Origin of the sequence: Citrobacter sp. H12-3-2, from assembly GCF_009649895.1 — a bacterium.
In the GTDB taxonomy this organism is placed as follows: Bacteria; Pseudomonadota; Gammaproteobacteria; order Enterobacterales; family Enterobacteriaceae; genus Citrobacter; species Citrobacter portucalensis.
The window spans coordinates 603,955-619,360 of sequence record NZ_CP045837.1; the positions used below are offsets into that span (position 1 = coordinate 603,955).

General features: G+C 52.4%; 17 protein-coding genes. 4 read left to right on the top strand and 13 right to left on the bottom strand.

Features of this window, described 5'->3' with window-relative positions; all coding sequences use genetic code 11:
* Window positions 1–46: 46 nt before the first annotated feature.
* From GHC22_RS02940 to GHC22_RS02980, 9 genes are all read right to left on the bottom strand, one after another.
* Window positions 47–439, bottom strand: a complete 393-nt coding sequence (locus GHC22_RS02940) for a DoxX family protein (RefSeq protein ID WP_003024847.1) — start codon at window positions 437–439, stop codon at window positions 47–49.
* Window positions 440–612: 173 nt separating this feature from the next.
* Complete coding sequence (locus tag GHC22_RS02945; RefSeq protein ID WP_003828569.1) at window positions 613–912, bottom strand: YqjK-like family protein; 300 nt, start codon at window positions 910–912, stop codon at window positions 613–615.
* A complete protein-coding gene (locus GHC22_RS02950; protein ID WP_003828567.1) occupies window positions 912–1,307 on the bottom strand; it encodes a phage holin family protein in 396 nt (131 codons plus the stop codon). The genes GHC22_RS02945 and GHC22_RS02950 overlap by 1 nt, the downstream gene beginning before the upstream one ends.
* Window positions 1,308–1,309: 2 nt before the next feature.
* Window positions 1,310–1,615: a YqjD family protein gene (locus GHC22_RS02955; RefSeq protein ID WP_003024832.1), complete on the bottom strand. Its 306-nt coding sequence runs from the start codon at window positions 1,613–1,615 to the stop codon at window positions 1,310–1,312.
* A gap of 33 nt (window positions 1,616–1,648) precedes the next feature.
* Window positions 1,649–2,017, bottom strand: a complete 369-nt coding sequence (locus tag GHC22_RS02960) for a DUF1090 domain-containing protein (RefSeq protein WP_032941739.1) — start codon at window positions 2,015–2,017, stop codon at window positions 1,649–1,651.
* Window positions 2,018–2,165: 148 nt separating this feature from the next.
* Entirely contained in the window at window positions 2,166–2,534 is a 369-nt protein-coding gene (mzrA, locus tag GHC22_RS02965; RefSeq protein ID WP_162623447.1) for an EnvZ/OmpR regulon moderator MzrA, read from the bottom strand.
* Window positions 2,535–2,552: 18 nt separating this feature from the next.
* A complete protein-coding gene (gene yqjA, locus GHC22_RS02970; RefSeq protein ID WP_003828561.1) occupies window positions 2,553–3,215 on the bottom strand; it encodes a DedA family general envelope maintenance protein YqjA in 663 nt (220 codons plus the stop codon).
* 348 nt (window positions 3,216–3,563) lie between these two features.
* Window positions 3,564–4,340, bottom strand: a complete 777-nt coding sequence (gene exuR / locus GHC22_RS02975; RefSeq protein WP_003828559.1) for a transcriptional regulator ExuR — start codon at window positions 4,338–4,340, stop codon at window positions 3,564–3,566.
* Window positions 4,341–4,474: 134 nt separating this feature from the next.
* Window positions 4,475–5,776: an MFS transporter gene (locus GHC22_RS02980; RefSeq protein WP_003828557.1), complete on the bottom strand. Its 1,302-nt coding sequence runs from the start codon at window positions 5,774–5,776 to the stop codon at window positions 4,475–4,477.
* A 471-nt stretch (window positions 5,777–6,247) separates the two neighbouring features.
* Between GHC22_RS02980 and uxaC the strand changes: the two genes are divergently transcribed.
* The 3 genes from uxaC to GHC22_RS02995 all read left to right on the top strand — a co-directional run bounded on the left by uxaC (window position 6,248) and on the right by GHC22_RS02995 (window position 9,853).
* The gene (gene uxaC / locus GHC22_RS02985; RefSeq protein WP_153752172.1) at window positions 6,248–7,660 is read left to right on the top strand and encodes a glucuronate isomerase; all 1,413 of its coding nucleotides are present in this window, start codon (window positions 6,248–6,250) and stop codon (window positions 7,658–7,660) included.
* A gap of 15 nt (window positions 7,661–7,675) precedes the next feature.
* A complete protein-coding gene (locus tag GHC22_RS02990) occupies window positions 7,676–9,163 on the top strand; it encodes a UxaA family hydrolase (protein WP_008785871.1) in 1,488 nt (495 codons plus the stop codon).
* Window positions 9,164–9,301: 138 nt separating this feature from the next.
* Entirely contained in the window at window positions 9,302–9,853 is a 552-nt protein-coding gene (locus GHC22_RS02995; protein ID WP_048236817.1) for a YgjV family protein, read from the top strand.
* 19 nt (window positions 9,854–9,872) lie between these two features.
* Here the strand turns inward: GHC22_RS02995 and sstT are convergent, their stop codons facing one another.
* The 4 genes from sstT to GHC22_RS03015 form a co-directional block, all read right to left on the bottom strand.
* On the bottom strand, window positions 9,873–11,117 hold the full coding sequence (gene sstT, locus GHC22_RS03000) for a serine/threonine transporter SstT (RefSeq protein WP_048215489.1): 1,245 nt from the start codon (window positions 11,115–11,117) through the stop codon (window positions 9,873–9,875).
* Window positions 11,118–11,359: 242 nt separating this feature from the next.
* Window positions 11,360–12,328 carry a TerC family protein gene (locus GHC22_RS03005; protein ID WP_048216385.1) on the bottom strand — a complete coding sequence of 323 codons (969 nt, stop codon included), beginning with the start codon at window positions 12,326–12,328 and terminating at the stop codon, window positions 11,360–11,362.
* 271 nt (window positions 12,329–12,599) lie between these two features.
* Entirely contained in the window at window positions 12,600–13,598 is a 999-nt protein-coding gene (locus tag GHC22_RS03010; RefSeq protein ID WP_008785868.1) for a Gfo/Idh/MocA family protein, read from the bottom strand.
* A gap of 72 nt (window positions 13,599–13,670) precedes the next feature.
* Complete coding sequence (locus GHC22_RS03015) at window positions 13,671–14,171, bottom strand: M48 family metallopeptidase (protein WP_003828546.1); 501 nt, start codon at window positions 14,169–14,171, stop codon at window positions 13,671–13,673.
* Window positions 14,172–14,253: 82 nt separating this feature from the next.
* Between GHC22_RS03015 and rlmG the strand changes: the two genes are divergently transcribed.
* Entirely contained in the window at window positions 14,254–15,390 is a 1,137-nt protein-coding gene (gene rlmG, locus GHC22_RS03020) for a 23S rRNA (guanine(1835)-N(2))-methyltransferase RlmG (RefSeq protein WP_008785866.1), read from the top strand.
* The last annotated feature ends 16 nt before the right edge of the window (window positions 15,391–15,406 follow it).

Sequence of the window (15,406 nt, forward strand, 5' to 3'; positions counted from 1 at the left end):
GCGAGGAGATATCTCCTCGCTTTTTGATGTGTTCAGTATAGTTTGATTACCACTTTTTATTCAGCACGCGGTCAATACTAAATGCGCCTGGACCGGTGATAGCCAGCAGCAGGAAACCGCCTGCGATGGTCAGGTTTTTCATGAACATCAGAGAGTTCACACCTTCCGCAAAGTTGCTGTGGAAGAGGAACGCCGTCAGCAATGTGAAGCCTGCGGTGAACAGCGCGGTTGTACGGGTCAGGAAACCGAACAGAATTGCCAGACCGCCGCCAAACTCAAGCAGAATCACCAGCGGCAGCATAAATCCTGGGACGCCCATGGCTTCCATGTACTGTTGGGTACCCGCATATCCGGTGATTTTTCCCCAACCTGCGGTAATAAACAGGATTGGCATCAGAATGCGCGCTACCAGTACACCAACATCTTCTAATTTCTTCATCATACTCTCCAGGAAACCACTCAGGCGGCTTATTGTGTTTTTTTGTGCATCGACGCTGCAGAGCGCGTCGTTGCTGTCGATGGAGAGAATCATAAACGTGCTTAATGAGAATTGTTAGCAAGGAAAACTGTCAGTATTTTTCAAAATTTTTGAGGTTGGGGGTAAGGAAAGGATTAGCCGCGCAGTTGCTGCTGTCTGATGGTCGATTTCACCAGACGCCAGATACTCCAGACGCTAAAGCCGCGCTTAGCCCAGCGTACCAGCAGATTCGGGTTGCGGATGGTGCGAACCGCCATAATACTGCTCCCGACCAACACCCAGCCACGCAGGTTCAGTAGCGTCTTCCAGCCACGATCGTAGACCTCGGTGGCTTCCAGCCAGTCGCGGCGAGTAGCAGACAGATCCAGCCGTTGCTGCTGGATCTGTCCAAGCAGTTGCGCCTTACGCTTTTGACGTTCGACTTTGCTGCTCATTATGCATCATCCTCCAGGGCTTGCCTGTCATTAGCGAGTTCCTGGCGTGTATGGCGTAGCAGCGTTGTTTTACGTGCTTTACGCAGCGTCCATATCCCGCCAATCAGCGCTAACAGCAACAGCACAACGGTGGTGGCAATCATGGCGTTCAGGCGGTATTGAGGGTCAATAGCCCAGATGATAAGCACCATCAGGCTCATCAGGCCAAACGCAGCGAACAGCATAGTCAGCCCAAGCATCAGCAGGATCTGGATGAGATTGGCTTTTTCCTCTTCCAGCTCAACGACGGCCAGCCGCAGCCGTGTTTCTACGATCTCAACGAGAATCGTCAGGATCCGCTGTCCAATACCCAGTACGCCTTTGCCTGGACCTTGTGCGTGTTGAGAATCAGCCATTGTTAACGGCGCGACAGCAGTACACCAAGCACCACACCGACTGCAGCGCCAATGCCGACGCCTGTCCATGGGTTTTCGCGCACGTAGTTATCGGCTTTAGCCGCGGCCTCACGGGTCTGTTTGGCAATCACATCGCTGGTTTCACTCAGACGATGGCGGCTCTCGCGCAGCGCGTGTTCGGCTTTGCTGCGAATTTTACTCATCTCTTCCTTCGACTTATCGCCAGAGGAGCTAAGTACTTCTTCAAGCGTATCCGCAAGAGATTTCAGCTCAGCGCGCAGGTTTTCCGTAGCATTATCTTTCGACATAGTTTTCTCCAGTTGAGTGGCTAGTTACCGTACTTAGTAATCGCGGGTCTCGAGTTCTTTTAGCTCTTGCTGAGCTTCAGCAAGCTTGTGTTCACGCTTTGCTACCTTATCCGCATCGCCTTTTTGCTTAGCTTCGGCTAAGTCACGTTGACGCTCGGCAATCTCATTTTTCTGCTCGGCGATCTTTTTCTGATGGTTAGCGCGCAGTTTGCTGTCAGTACAGTTTGCTCTGACTTCGCTCAGCGCTTTGTTCAGCCCATTGATACGGCTCTGATTGTTGTGTTTTTCGGCATAGCTAATCTCCCGCTGAATGTCTTGTTCTTTTTCCTGACAGAGGGTGGTGGCGTAGCTGCCGGCACTGAGAGCGAAAAGGCTAATTGCCAAAGCGATGCGGTATTTCATTCTTGAACCTTCCATTGTGATTCGACCTCTTCGTTTAGGGTCGATGCTCCAGAATAATAAAGCGTTGGGTCATAAACCCAGTTTATTAATCATAGGCGCTAAACGGTGAAATCACCAAAGTGAGTGATCTAATTCAGATTCCTGGAAATTAACCAAAACGGTGTGGGGTCTCACGTAAGCGGGATAACCACTGAACCGCCTGATTATTATCATCCTGCTGAGCGATAACGAAACCGTGCGGTAACGTTCGATCCAGTACGACTTTTGCCGCTGCGCTCTGCGCACTGGAATCAAAGGTAATCAGCAGGGCGTCATTTTGCGGAGTGATGCTTTTAAAACGAATGCCGTTGGCATCCAGGTGATGCCAGATAGAGAAGCCATCAGGCATGCTGGCTCCCTGGTTTACGGCGCGAATGGCAAGCGTTGACTCCTGCTGGCGAATGACCGACCAGGTCAGGAGCAACGCGCCGATGAACAACATAAAAGTGGTGGACCAGGCAAGTCGTCGGAGCGTTATGCATGATTTCAGCATAATTTACCCTCGGTTCCCGTATTTCTTTTTCCAAAGAACAACCAGTGAACCTGCCAGACCAAACACCAGTAACACCACAGGAAGCAGCATCAGGCAAGACATCAGCTGATCTTCATATTTGAGAAACACCGGTGTTTTGCCCAGCAGATAGCCCAGCGATGTGAGAATAAGGACCCAAAGCAGTCCGCTCATCCAGTTGAAGAACTGAAAGCGCGCATTGTTCAGGCCGGACAATCCTGCGATGGTCGGCAGTAATGTTCTGACAAACGCGATAAAGCGACCGACCAGCAGCGCAGACAAGCCATGCTTATGGAACAGATGATGCGCACGCTGATGGTAATGTGCAGGAAGATGAGATAACCAGTTTTGCACTGTGCGGGTATTGCCCAACCATCGACCTTGTATATAGCTGAGCCAGCAACCGAGGCTGGCTGCGGTGGTGAGTAGTAGCACCGTTTGCGGAAAACCCATTGCGCCTTTGGCAATAAGTACGCCGACCAGTACCAGCAAACTGTCGCCAGGTAAAAAGGCTGCTGGCAGCAGTCCGTTTTCCAGAAACAAAATGGTAAAGAGTACAAAATAGAGCATGCCAATCATGGAAGGATTGGCCAGCGTTTCAAAATCCTGAGCCCATAAAGCATTTAGTAATTGAGTCAGTAGTTCCATTCAATATTCCTGGAGAATCGGTTGTCGTCATGCCGGTTTTCTGGTTTTTGTAACACCACGATTTTATTAATATTTTTTACATGACTCGCGGTTTGATACAAATTCACGGCCTGAACTATTCCCTGTAAAGTTGTGAAGTTAGCAAGCTCTTAAACACAAAAATTCAAACAGCATCTAATTGTAACAAAGGTCAACGTAGTCCGTTATAGAAATTACGGTTGTTGAACTGTGATTTTGCTTATCGCAATGGAGGGTGGCGAGAGGATTTACACAGGCTGACATTTTATACCTAATGCTTACCAAGTGTCAGAAACAGGCGCGTGGTCGCGCCTGCATTGATAAGATTGTTTATTTTGCGCTGTTAGCCGCTGTATCGAGATGAACGACCGGATTTTCGGTAAATAGATAACGGTCCGCATTGAACTCAAAATCATCGCTGGTTTCGTTAAACAGCATCTGCTTCGTGTTCTCAAGATGCTGCCACATCGCCAGTTTGGCGGCATGAGGATCTTTGCGAATCAGCGCCCGAAGGATCTGGTCATGGTCATCACACCAGTTATCAACCGTGCGCAGGTCGATGTGGTCGTGCAGTTTCTTCCAGTAGGGGTTATGAATGCGCTGAGTCCACATTTTTTCAACAATCGCGGCCAGAGCCGAGTTCTGCGTTGCCAGGGCGACCTGCACATGGAACTGGAGATCCCACTCGGAGTCACGAAAGCTTTTTTCGTTTCGTGATTTCTCCTGAATCTCCATCAGCTTCATGATGTCCTGTTTGGTCACCTGGGTGGCAGCAAACTCGGCAATGTTACTCTCAATGAGCTGACGCGCCTGGAGCAGCTCGAAAGGACCGTAGCTGGCAAATTCCAGGTTTTCATCTGGCGCAACATAATGTCTGGGTTGGTTGGAAATGACGTGGATCCCCGATCCTTTGCGTACCTCAACGTAACCCTCTACCTCGAGCATGATAATTGCTTCACGAACCACGGTACGGCTGACATTTTTTTCATCGGCGATAAAGCGCTCGGCAGGGAGTTTGTCACCCACCAGATAGACGCCTTGCTCAATGCGTTCTTTCAGATCAGCTGCAAGTTGTTGGTACAAACGTCGTGGTTCGGTGATTTCCATATGCGCTCCAGGCATGATACGGCAGACTATATTTGTTATACCACTTTTGCGATTACTGCTCCACTCGCGGCGATAAAAAAGCCGCCAGATGACTGGCGGCTTTGCATTATATACCCTTGATGAAAAGCAGCGGGTTAATTTTGCGGAGCGGGATCGCCAGTCTGTGATCCCGAGTCGACCTCGCTGGCCGATTTGTTTTGCAAGACCGTCCAGATAACGAGTGCGCCGAGCAGGTCGAATACCGCCAGTACGGCGAACAGCGGGCTAAAGCCGATAGTGTCAGCCAGTGCGCCAACAACCAGTGCAAACAGCGTACTGGCAAGCCAGGCGGACATACCGGTCAGACCGTTTGCTGTTGCCACTTCATTACGACCAAATACGTCAGAAGAAAGCGTAATCAGCGCACCGGACAGCGCCTGGTGAGCAAAGCCTCCGACGCACAGCAGGGCGATAGCAATGTACGGGCTGGTGAACAGACCAATCATCCCTGGGCCAATCATCAGCAATGCGCCCATGGTGACGACCATTTTACGTGAAACGATCAGGTTAACGCCGAACCAGCGCTGGAACAGCGGCGGTAAGTAGCCCCCAACGATACAGCCCAGGTCAGCAAACAGCATCGGCATCCAGGCAAACATCGCAATCTCTTTCAGGTTAAAGCCGTAGACTTTAAACATGAACAGCGGGATCCAGGCGTTGAAGGTACCCCAGGCCGGCTCTGCCAGGAAACGCGGCAGCGCGATGCCCCAGAACTGGCGGTTACGCAGGATCTGACCGAGCGACATTTTTTTCGAGGTCGCGTTTTTATGTTGTGATTCCTGACCATTCAGAATGTAATCACGTTCTTCATCAGACAGTTTTTTCTGGTCGCGCGGGTGTTTGTAGAACACAAGCCAGCACATCGCCCAGATGAAGCTCAGCGCACCGGAAATAATGAATGCCATCTGCCAGCTGTGCATGACGATTGCCCAGACGACCAGCGGCGGAGCAATCATCGCACCGATAGAAGAGCCGACGTTAAAGTACCCAACGGCAATTGAACGTTCTTTTGCCGGGAACCACTCAGAACTGGCTTTCAAACCCGCAGGGATCATTGCGGCTTCAGCGGCACCTACCGCGCCACGCGCCAGCGCCAGTCCACCCCAACTGCCAGCCAGTGCGGTCGCGCCACAGAAGACGGCCCACAGAACGGCGAACATCGCGTAACCAACTTTTGTGCCGAGCACATCGAGCACGTAGCCGGCAACGGGTTGCATTACGGTGTAAGCAGCAGAATACGCTGCGATGATATAGGAATACTGTTGAGTGGAGATGTGTAACTCTTCCATCAGAGTTGGCGCAGCTGCCGCCACAGTGTTACGTGTCAGGTAACCCAGCACGGTGCCAAGCGTCACCAGTGCAATCATGTACCAACGTAACCCTTTAATTTTACGCATGTAAAACCTCATCGTTTTGTTATGTCCGCGAACGAGCGGTCATCTTCCAGTTCAGGGCGGAGGATGTTCTTTTACGAGGGGGGACCGAAAAAAAGCCGGTACTCCCCGAACTTTGCCATGTCAATAATTGTGCTAATTCGGTTTCCGTACCGGTCAATCCGATGGTGATACATCGGTAATTTGCATTCCGTCGGCTTATGTATCGCGACGGCCAAAAGATAACTTGTCATACAGCTTTAAAAGGTGAGTGCCATCACAAAAGTGTGAATCTTCGTGTGGTCATTATTTCGATTCAGCAAAGCCAGCACTGGCGCGGCTTGACGCGTGATTTACCTCTTTGAGAGTAATTTTTTTGTTACCATTTGTTGATCTAACTCACGAAAATATCTTCAGTGTATGGAAATTGGTGTGATAACTTTGTCAACATCAAAACATAAGCAATCTGACGCACTCGTTGAGAGGAAGACGATAATGACCCCGTTTATGACTGAAGATTTCCTGCTGGACACCGAATTTGCCCGCCGTCTGTACCATGATTACGCCAAAGACCAGCCGATCTTTGATTACCACTGCCATTTACCACCGCAACAAATCGCTGAAAACTACCGTTTTAATAACCTGTATGACATCTGGCTGAAGGGTGATCACTACAAATGGCGTGCGATGCGTACCAATGGCGTCGCTGAGCGCTTGTGTACCGGCGATGCGTCCGATCGCGAGAAGTTTGACGCATGGGCCGCCACGGTTCCGCACACTATCGGTAACCCGCTGTACCACTGGACCCACCTCGAATTACGTCGCCCGTTTGGTATTACAGGTAAGCTGCTTTCTCCTGCGACTGCTGATGAAATCTGGAACCAGTGCAACGAGCTGCTGGCGCAGGATAAATTCTCCGCGCGCGGCATCATGCAGCAGATGTATGTGAAAATGGTCGGCACTACCGATGACCCGATCGACTCTCTGGAGCACCATGCGGCCGTTGCTAAAGACGGAAGCTTTGATGTGAAAGTGCTGCCGAGCTGGCGTCCGGATAAAGCCTTTAATATTGAGCTGGCGACCTTTAATGACTACATGGCGAAGCTTGGTGAAGTGTCTGACACGGATATCCGCCGCTTCAGCGATCTGCAAGCTGCACTGACCAAACGTCTGGATCACTTCGCGGCTCACGGCTGTAAAGTTTCTGACCACGCGCTGGACGTGGTGCTGTTTGCCGAATCTAACGAATCTGAACTGGATAGCATTCTGGCGCGTCGCCTGGCGGGTGAAACCCTGAGCGAGCATGAAGTTGCCCAGTTTAAAACTGCCGTGCTGGTGTTCCTTGGTGCGGAATATGCTCGTCGCGAATGGGTACAGCAGTACCACATCGGCGCGCTGCGTAATAACAACCTGCGCCAGTTCAAACTGTTGGGCGCGGATGTTGGCTTCGACTCCATCAATGACCGTCCGATGGCTGAAGAACTGTCCAAACTGCTGAGCAAGCAGAACGAACAGAACCTGCTGCCGAAAACCATTCTCTACTGCCTGAACCCGCGTGATAACGAAGTGCTGGGCACCATGATCGGCAACTTCCAGGGCGAAGGTATGCCGGGCAAGATGCAGTTCGGTTCCGGCTGGTGGTTCAACGATCAGAAAGACGGGATGGAACGTCAGATGACGCAGCTGGCCCAGCTCGGCCTGCTGAGCCGTTTCGTCGGCATGCTGACCGATAGCCGTAGCTTCCTGTCATACACGCGCCATGAATACTTCCGTCGGATTCTGTGCCAGATGATTGGCCGTTGGGTTGCTGCAGGTGAAGCACCGGCAGATATCCAGTTGCTGGGTGAAATGGTCAGAAATATTTGCTTTAACAATGCGCGTGATTACTTCGCCATTGAACTGAACTAAGGTCCAGGTGAAGGTATGCAATACATCAAGATCCATGCGCTGGATAACGTCGCGGTAGCGCTCGCTGATTTGGCTGAAGGAACCGAAGTCACCGTTGATGGGCAGGCGGTAACCCTGCGTCAGGCGGTCTCTCGTGGCCATAAATTCGCTTTACGCGATATTGCGAAAGGCGAAAACGTCATTAAATACGGTTTGCCAATTGGCCATACGCTGGTGGACGTTGCGGCGGGTGAGCATATTCATGCTCACAACACGCGCACCAATCTGAGCGACCTGGACACGTATAGCTACCACCCTGATTTTCAGGCGGAAGTTGCACAACCGGCGGATCGCGATGTGCAGATCTACCGTCGTGCCAACGGCGATGTTGGCGTGCGCAACGAACTGTGGATCCTACCGACGGTTGGCTGTGTTAACGCCATGGCGCGCCAGATGCAGAACCGTTTTCTGAAAGAGACTAACGATGCCGAAGGAATCGACGGCGTACATCTCTTCAGCCACACCTACGGCTGTTCACAGCTCGGCGACGACCACATTAACACCCGCACCATGCTGCAAAACATGGTGCGTCACCCGAATGCGGGTGCGGTGCTGGTGGTTGGCCTTGGTTGTGAAAACAACCAGGTTGATGCCTTCCGCGAAACCTTAGGCGAGTACGATCCTGAGCGCGTTCACTTCATGGTCTGCCAACATCAGGAAGACGAAGTGGAAGCGGGGATTGAACATCTTCACCAGTTGTACAACGTGATGCGTAACGATAAGCGTGAGCCAGGTAAACTGGGTGAGCTGAAGTTTGGTCTGGAATGCGGCGGCTCTGACGGCCTGTCCGGTATTACCGCCAACCCGATGCTGGGTCGTTTTTCTGACTACGTGATTGCCAACGGCGGCACCACCGTACTGACCGAAGTACCGGAAATGTTCGGCGCCGAGCAACTGCTGATGGACCACTGCCGCGATGAAGAAACCTTTGGCAAGCTGGTCACCATGGTCAATGACTTCAAGCAGTACTTCATTGCTCACGACCAGCCGATCTACGAGAACCCATCGCCGGGCAACAAAGCGGGCGGTATCACCACGCTGGAAGATAAATCTCTCGGCTGCACGCAAAAAGCAGGCTCCAGCCAGGTGGTGGACGTACTGCGCTACGGCGAACGTCTGAAGACGCATGGTCTGAACCTGCTGAGCGCACCGGGTAACGATGCGGTGGCGACCAGCGCCCTGGCGGGCGCGGGCTGTCATATGGTGCTGTTCAGTACCGGTCGAGGTACACCTTACGGTGGTTTTGTGCCGACGGTGAAAATTGCCACCAACAGCGAGCTGGCGGCGAAGAAAAAGCACTGGATCGATTTTGACGCTGGACAGTTGATCCATGGTAAAGCGATGCCGCAGTTACTGGAAGAATTTGTCGATACCATCGTCGATTTCGCCAACGGCAAGCAAACCTGCAACGAGCGGAATGATTTTAGAGAGTTAGCGATATTTAAAAGCGGCGTAACGTTGTAGTAAATACCTGATGGTACCTGCATGCAGGTCTGCGCAAACCGTAGGCCTGATAAGCGCAGCGCCATCAGGCACAAACCGTTGCCGGATGGCGGCGAACTCGCCTTATCCGGCCTACGAGATAGAATTGGGGTTGCTTGCATGACCGCGTATTGGCTGGCCCAGGGCGTAGGTGTCATCGCCTTTCTGATCGGCATTACCACCTTTTTCAATCGCGATGAGCGCCGGTTCCGGCTGCAACTCGCCGTCTATAGCGCCACCATTGGCGTGCATTTTTTCCTGATGGGCGCCTGGCCTGCAGGCATGAGCGCAGAACTCAACACCATCCGCACACTTGTCTCAATGCATACCCGCAAACTGTGGGTAATGACCCTTTTTATTGTCCTCACCCTGGTTCTCGGGCTGGCGAAATTACAGCATGCGATGGAGCTGTTGCCGATAATTGGCACGCTGGCCAGCACCTGGGCGCTGTTTCGCTGCAAAGGGTTAACCGTGCGCTGCGTCATGTGGTGCGCAACTGCCTGTTGGGTTATCCATAATTTCTGGCTGGGATCGATTGGTGGGACGATGATCGAAGGGAGTTTTCTGGTGATGAACGGCCTGAACATTATTCGCTTCCGGCGGATGCAAAAACGCGGAATTGATCCGTTCAAAATTGAAAAAAGCGTACAAGAAGAGAACCCCTCCGCCTGATGACGGAGGGGCTTAGAGATTATCCGCGCAGGGCGTTATTTGCCAGACGTTCGTCTTCAGCCTGGCAGGCCGCAGCGGTAAACAGGACGTCTGTAGAAGAGTTCAGCGCCGTTTCACAGGAATCCTGCAATACGCCGATGATAAAGCCAACGGCAACAACCTGCATGGCGATGTCATTCGGGATACCGAACATATTACATGCCAGCGGGATCAGTAGCAGAGAACCGCCCGCCACGCCCGATGCACCGCAGGCACACAGTGAAGCCACCACGCTCAGTAACAGCGCCGTCGGTAAATCAACCGGAACACCCAGCGTATTCACCGCCGCCAGCGTCAGTACGGTAATGGTGATCGCCGCGCCCGCCATATTGATGGTGGCGCCCAGCGGGATAGACACCGAATAGGTATCACGATCCAGATTCAGCTTCTCACACAGTGCCATGTTCACCGGAATATTTGCCGCCGAACTGCGGGTAAAGAAGGCATACACGCCACTTTCACGCAGACAGGCCAGCACCAGCGGGTACGGGTTACGGCGAATTTTCCAGAAGACCAGCAGTGGGTTGACCACAAACGCCACCAGCAGCATACAGCCTACCAGTACGGTCAGCAGTTGGGCGTAGCCCCAAAGCGTTGCGAAACCGGTGGTTGCCAGCGTGGAGGAGACCAGGCCGAAGATACCGATCGGTGCGAAACGAATGACCAACTTCACCATAAAGGTGACGGCGTTGGACATATCATTGACCAGATTTTTGGTCGTTTCATTGCCGTGGCGCAGTGCAAAGCCCAGGCCGACAGCCCATACCAGAATACCAATATAGTTGGCGTTCAGCAGAGCATCAATTGGGTTAGAAACCATGCTCATCAGCAGGCTACGCATCACTTCCACAATCCCGGATGGCGGTACGATATCCCCCGCGCTGCTGGAAAGATGCAGTGTTGATGGGAAAGCAAAGCTGAAGACAACGGCGGTTAATGCCGCTGAAAATGTTCCGAGCAGGTAGAGGAACAGAATGGGGCGGATATTGGTTTTTTGCCCGTGCTGGTGGTTGGCGATAGAAGCCATCACCAGCATCAGAACCAGAATTGGCGCGACGGCTTTTAATGCGCCGACGAACAGCGTACCCAGCAAACCAACGGCTTCAGCCGCAGGTTTTGACACCAGTGCCAGTAAAATCCCCAGTACCAAACCGATCAAAATTTGTTTAACCAGGCTCCCTTGCGCCAAACGCGAGAGTAGCCCCGATGAACGTTGCGTAGTCATGTAGTAATCCTTTCATTGTGTTGTTGCCTTACCTTTGTGCGTTCTGTTGACGCATCTTTCAGGATCGGGCAAATGTTTGCATGGCTGAGTATAAGGAAAGAACGCGGTTCGGGAAGCGAAATATCCTGGATTCCGCGTTGAGATCATATTTTATAACTTTAACTTAACATTATTTTGACATGATAAACAAAAAGCCCGACGCACGCAGTGTGCTGTCGGGCTTTTCAGCTAGCAGATGAAACTTACTGTATTTGCTGCTTTTTATCGTGCTGGTGGTTGACCCACGCGTTAACAACCAGCGTCACAAACAGAATGCCAAATACCACGCCTAACGAGATAGCGATCGGGATATGGTAGAAATCGACGATCAGCATCTTAATACCGATAAACACCAAAATGACCGACAAGCCGTACTTCAGCATGGAGAAACGCTCCGCCACGCCCGCCAGCAGGAAGTACATCGCACGCAGACCCAAAATAGCAAACAGGTTCGAGGTCAGCACGATGAACGGGTCGGTGGTCACGGCAAAGATAGCCGGAATACTGTCGACGGCGAAAATCACATCGCTCAGCTCAACCAGAATCAACACCAGCATCAGCGGCGTAACAAACAGCAGGCCGTTTTTACGCACGAAGAATTTTTCATCTTCGATGGTATCGGTCATGCGCAAATGACCGCGCAGCCAGCGTACTAACGGTCTGTCGCCAATACCGGAGGCATCTTCTTTCGCCAGCGCCATCTTCACGCCGGTAAACAACAGGAACGCGCCGAACACGTACAACAGCCACTCAAACTGGGTGATAAGCCAGCTGCCCGCGAAGATCATGATCGTACGCAGCACAATCGCACCCAGCACGCCATACACCAGTACCCGACGCTGCAACGCAGGCGGTACGGAGAAGTAGCTGAACAGCATCAACCAGACAAAGACGTTATCTACCGCCAGCGATTTTTCGATCAAATAGCCGGTCAGGAACGCCAGCGCCTGTGGGTCGGCAACGGCTCGCCCCTGGGTTTCCGCCAGGTACCACCAGAAGGCAGCGTTAAACAGTAACGACAGCGTTACCCAGACGATTGACCAGGCCGCAGCCTGCTTCATTGACATCGTATGCGCGCCACGACGCCCCTGCAACAGCAGGTCGATGGCCAGCATAATTACCACTACGACAGCGAAGCCACCCCATAACAACGGTGTGCCGACAGTATTCATTGTATTTCCCCATGCATAAAAAAAACGGCCAACGCCGAATGACGTTAGCCGCTGCTTTTTATGCATAGACCTTGCCATTCGGCAAGGTCTCACTTACAACAACAAAGGAATACGGTGGCGTATTCCTTTGTTATCGCCCGGTGACCGGATGTGGTTTTTCACACATCGTAATGACGATCAACCGACAACGAAGTTACTCCCCTTTGCGGGTTACAAAATATTACAGGCCATGCTTTCAGTCAATGGCCCGCAACATTCGTTTTACACACCTTTACGCAGTCAGCGATGTTTCCGCTTCGTCTGCCGGGAAAACCACGCCGGTCTGGCGGCGAATCTCCGTTTGCAGTTTGGCGGTGATACGGCTGACGGCCAGTGCCGGGTGATCCACTTCGCCAGATTCAACCAAATGGGCAAAAGCCTCTGCCTCATACAGCATAGTATTGATGTGTTGAGGCGTCGTCAGATCCTGCGTTTTCCCACCGCGTGGCACGAAGCACACCTTTTGGCATTCGGAGATATGCTCGATGACCAGCGATCCCGACTCGCCCTGAATTTCACTGGCTAATACCGAGTCGCTTACTTTTGAGTGCTGGAGCGTAACGCTGAAATCACCGTAATTCAGCACTACCACGCCGTGGGCATCCACGCCACTTTCCAGCAGGCTGGCGCTGGCCTGAACGCTCTGCGGTTCGCCCCACAGCGCAACCGCTGAGGCCAGGCAGTAAAAACCGATATCCATAATCGAGCCATTGGAGAACGCCGGATTAAACGTGTTCGGATTTTCACCGTCCAGATAGCGCTGGTAACGCGAGGAGTACTGGCAGTAATTGATAAACGCTTTCCTGATTTTTCCTACTCTGGGTAGTGATTGCTGTAACAGCAGGAAATTAGGCAGGTAGGCGGTTTTAAACGCTTCAAACAGCACGACCCGATTCTCACGCGCGCAGGCGATAGCGGCTTCGGCTTGCGCCAGATTGGAGGCCAGCGGCTTTTCGCAAATAACATGCTTTTTGTGCCGCAAAAACAGCTCGGTCTGTGGAAAGTGCAGGGAGTTTGGACTGGCGATGTAGACGGCGTCGATCGCCTCGCTTTGCGCCATCGCTTCCAGCGAGGTAAACAGATGTTCGACAGGGTAATCGTTGGCGAAGGTCTGCGCCTGCTCAAGGCTACGAGAATAGACTGCGGTTAACTTATATTTGCCGGTTTCATGGGCGGCATCGACAAACTGGCGGGTGATCCAGTTTGTGCCAATTACTGCGAAACGTATCATAAAGGCCTTCAGGCTGCGAAAAGGGATTCTTTCGTCAATTTAGCATGCCCTGAAGACAAAGCCAGTGCGCGACTACGCAGTTTGCTTTAACGATTGTTGCGTTAACCACAGGCGGGTATCGAACTCCAGTTGATGATACTGAGGCTCCATATGACAGCAAAGCTGGTAAAACGCTTTGTCGTGCTCTTTTTCCTTCAGATGCGCCAGTTCATGAACGACGATCATGCGTAAAAAGGGTTCTGGGGCGCTGCGAAACACGGTGGCGACGCGGATCTCCGCTTTGGCTTTGAGCTTACCGCCCTGCACGCGAGAGACGGCGGTATGCAGCCCCAACGCATTATTCAGAACGTGGATCTTACTGTCATACATGACTTTATTCAGCGGCGGGGCGTTACGCAGAAACTGATTTTTCAGATCCTGAGTATATTGCCAGAGCGCTTTGTCGGTCGCGAAGTCATGCGTACCCGGATAGCGCTTCTCCAGCACTGCGCCCAGGCGCTGCTCAGCAATCAGCGTTCTCACTTGAGAAAGCAAATGTTCCGGGTAGCCCTGGAGGTAAGTTAGTTGGTTCATTCATGTCCACGCAAATCATAAAAGTGTATACTCACGCACCCTTTTCAGGGATACGCCGAAATTTTACCATTCAGGAGGGCCGATGAGCCACATAGACAACGGTTTCCGTTCGCTGTCACTTAAACGTTTCCCGGAAACGGATGACGTTAACCCGCTGCTGGCGTGGGAAGCTGCAGATGAATATCTGCTGCAACAGCTGGACGATACCGAGATTAGCGGCCCGGTGCTGATCCTGAATGATACCTTCGGCGCGCTGGGCTGTGCGCTGGCGGAACATACGCCGTACAGCATCGGCGATTCCTATCTCAGCGAGCTTGCCACGCGCGAGAACCTGCGTCACAACGACATTGCCGAGTCGAGCGTCAAGTTCCTCGACAGTACCGCTGACTATCCGCAGGCGCCGGGTGTGGTGCTGATTAAGCTGCCAAAAACCATGGCGCTGCTGGAGCAGCAACTGCGTGCGCTGCGCGAAGTGGTAACGCCAGAAACGCGCATCATCGCCGGGGCAAAAGCGCGTGATGTACATACCTCGACGCTGGAACTGTTTGAAAAAGTGCTGGGTCCAACCACCACGACGCTGGCGTGGAAAAAAGCGCGTTTGATCAACTGTACGTTCAGCAAACCGGAGCTGGCCGCTGCCTCACAAACGCTAAGCTGGAAGCTGGAAGGCACCGACTGGACTATCCATAACCACGCCAACGTCTTCTCCCGTACCGGGCTGGATATCGGCGCGCGCTTTTTTATCGAGCATCTGCCGGAAAACCTCGAAGGGGAGATTGTTGACCTTGGCTGCGGTAACGGCGTCATCGGTATGACGCTGCTGGCGAAAAACCCAGAAGCCAGTGTGGTATTTGTTGATGAATCGCCAATGGCGGTGGCTTCAAGCCGCCTGAACGTGGAAAGTAACATGCCTGAAGCGCTGGATCGCTGCGAGTTTATGATTAACAACGCGCTGTCTGGCGTCGAACCGTTCCGCTTTAACGCTGTGCTGTGCAACCCACCGTTCCACCAGAAGCACGCGCTGACGGATAACATTGCCTGGGAAATGTTCCACCACGCCCGTCGCTGCCTGAAAATCAACGGTGAGCTGTACATTGTGGCTAACCGTCACCTCGACTACTTCCACAAGCTGAAGAAGATTTTCGGCAATTGCGTAACCATCGCCACCAATAATAAATTCGTGGTGCTGAAAGCGGTCAAAACAGGTCGCCGTCGGTAATAGCGGGTGCCGGATG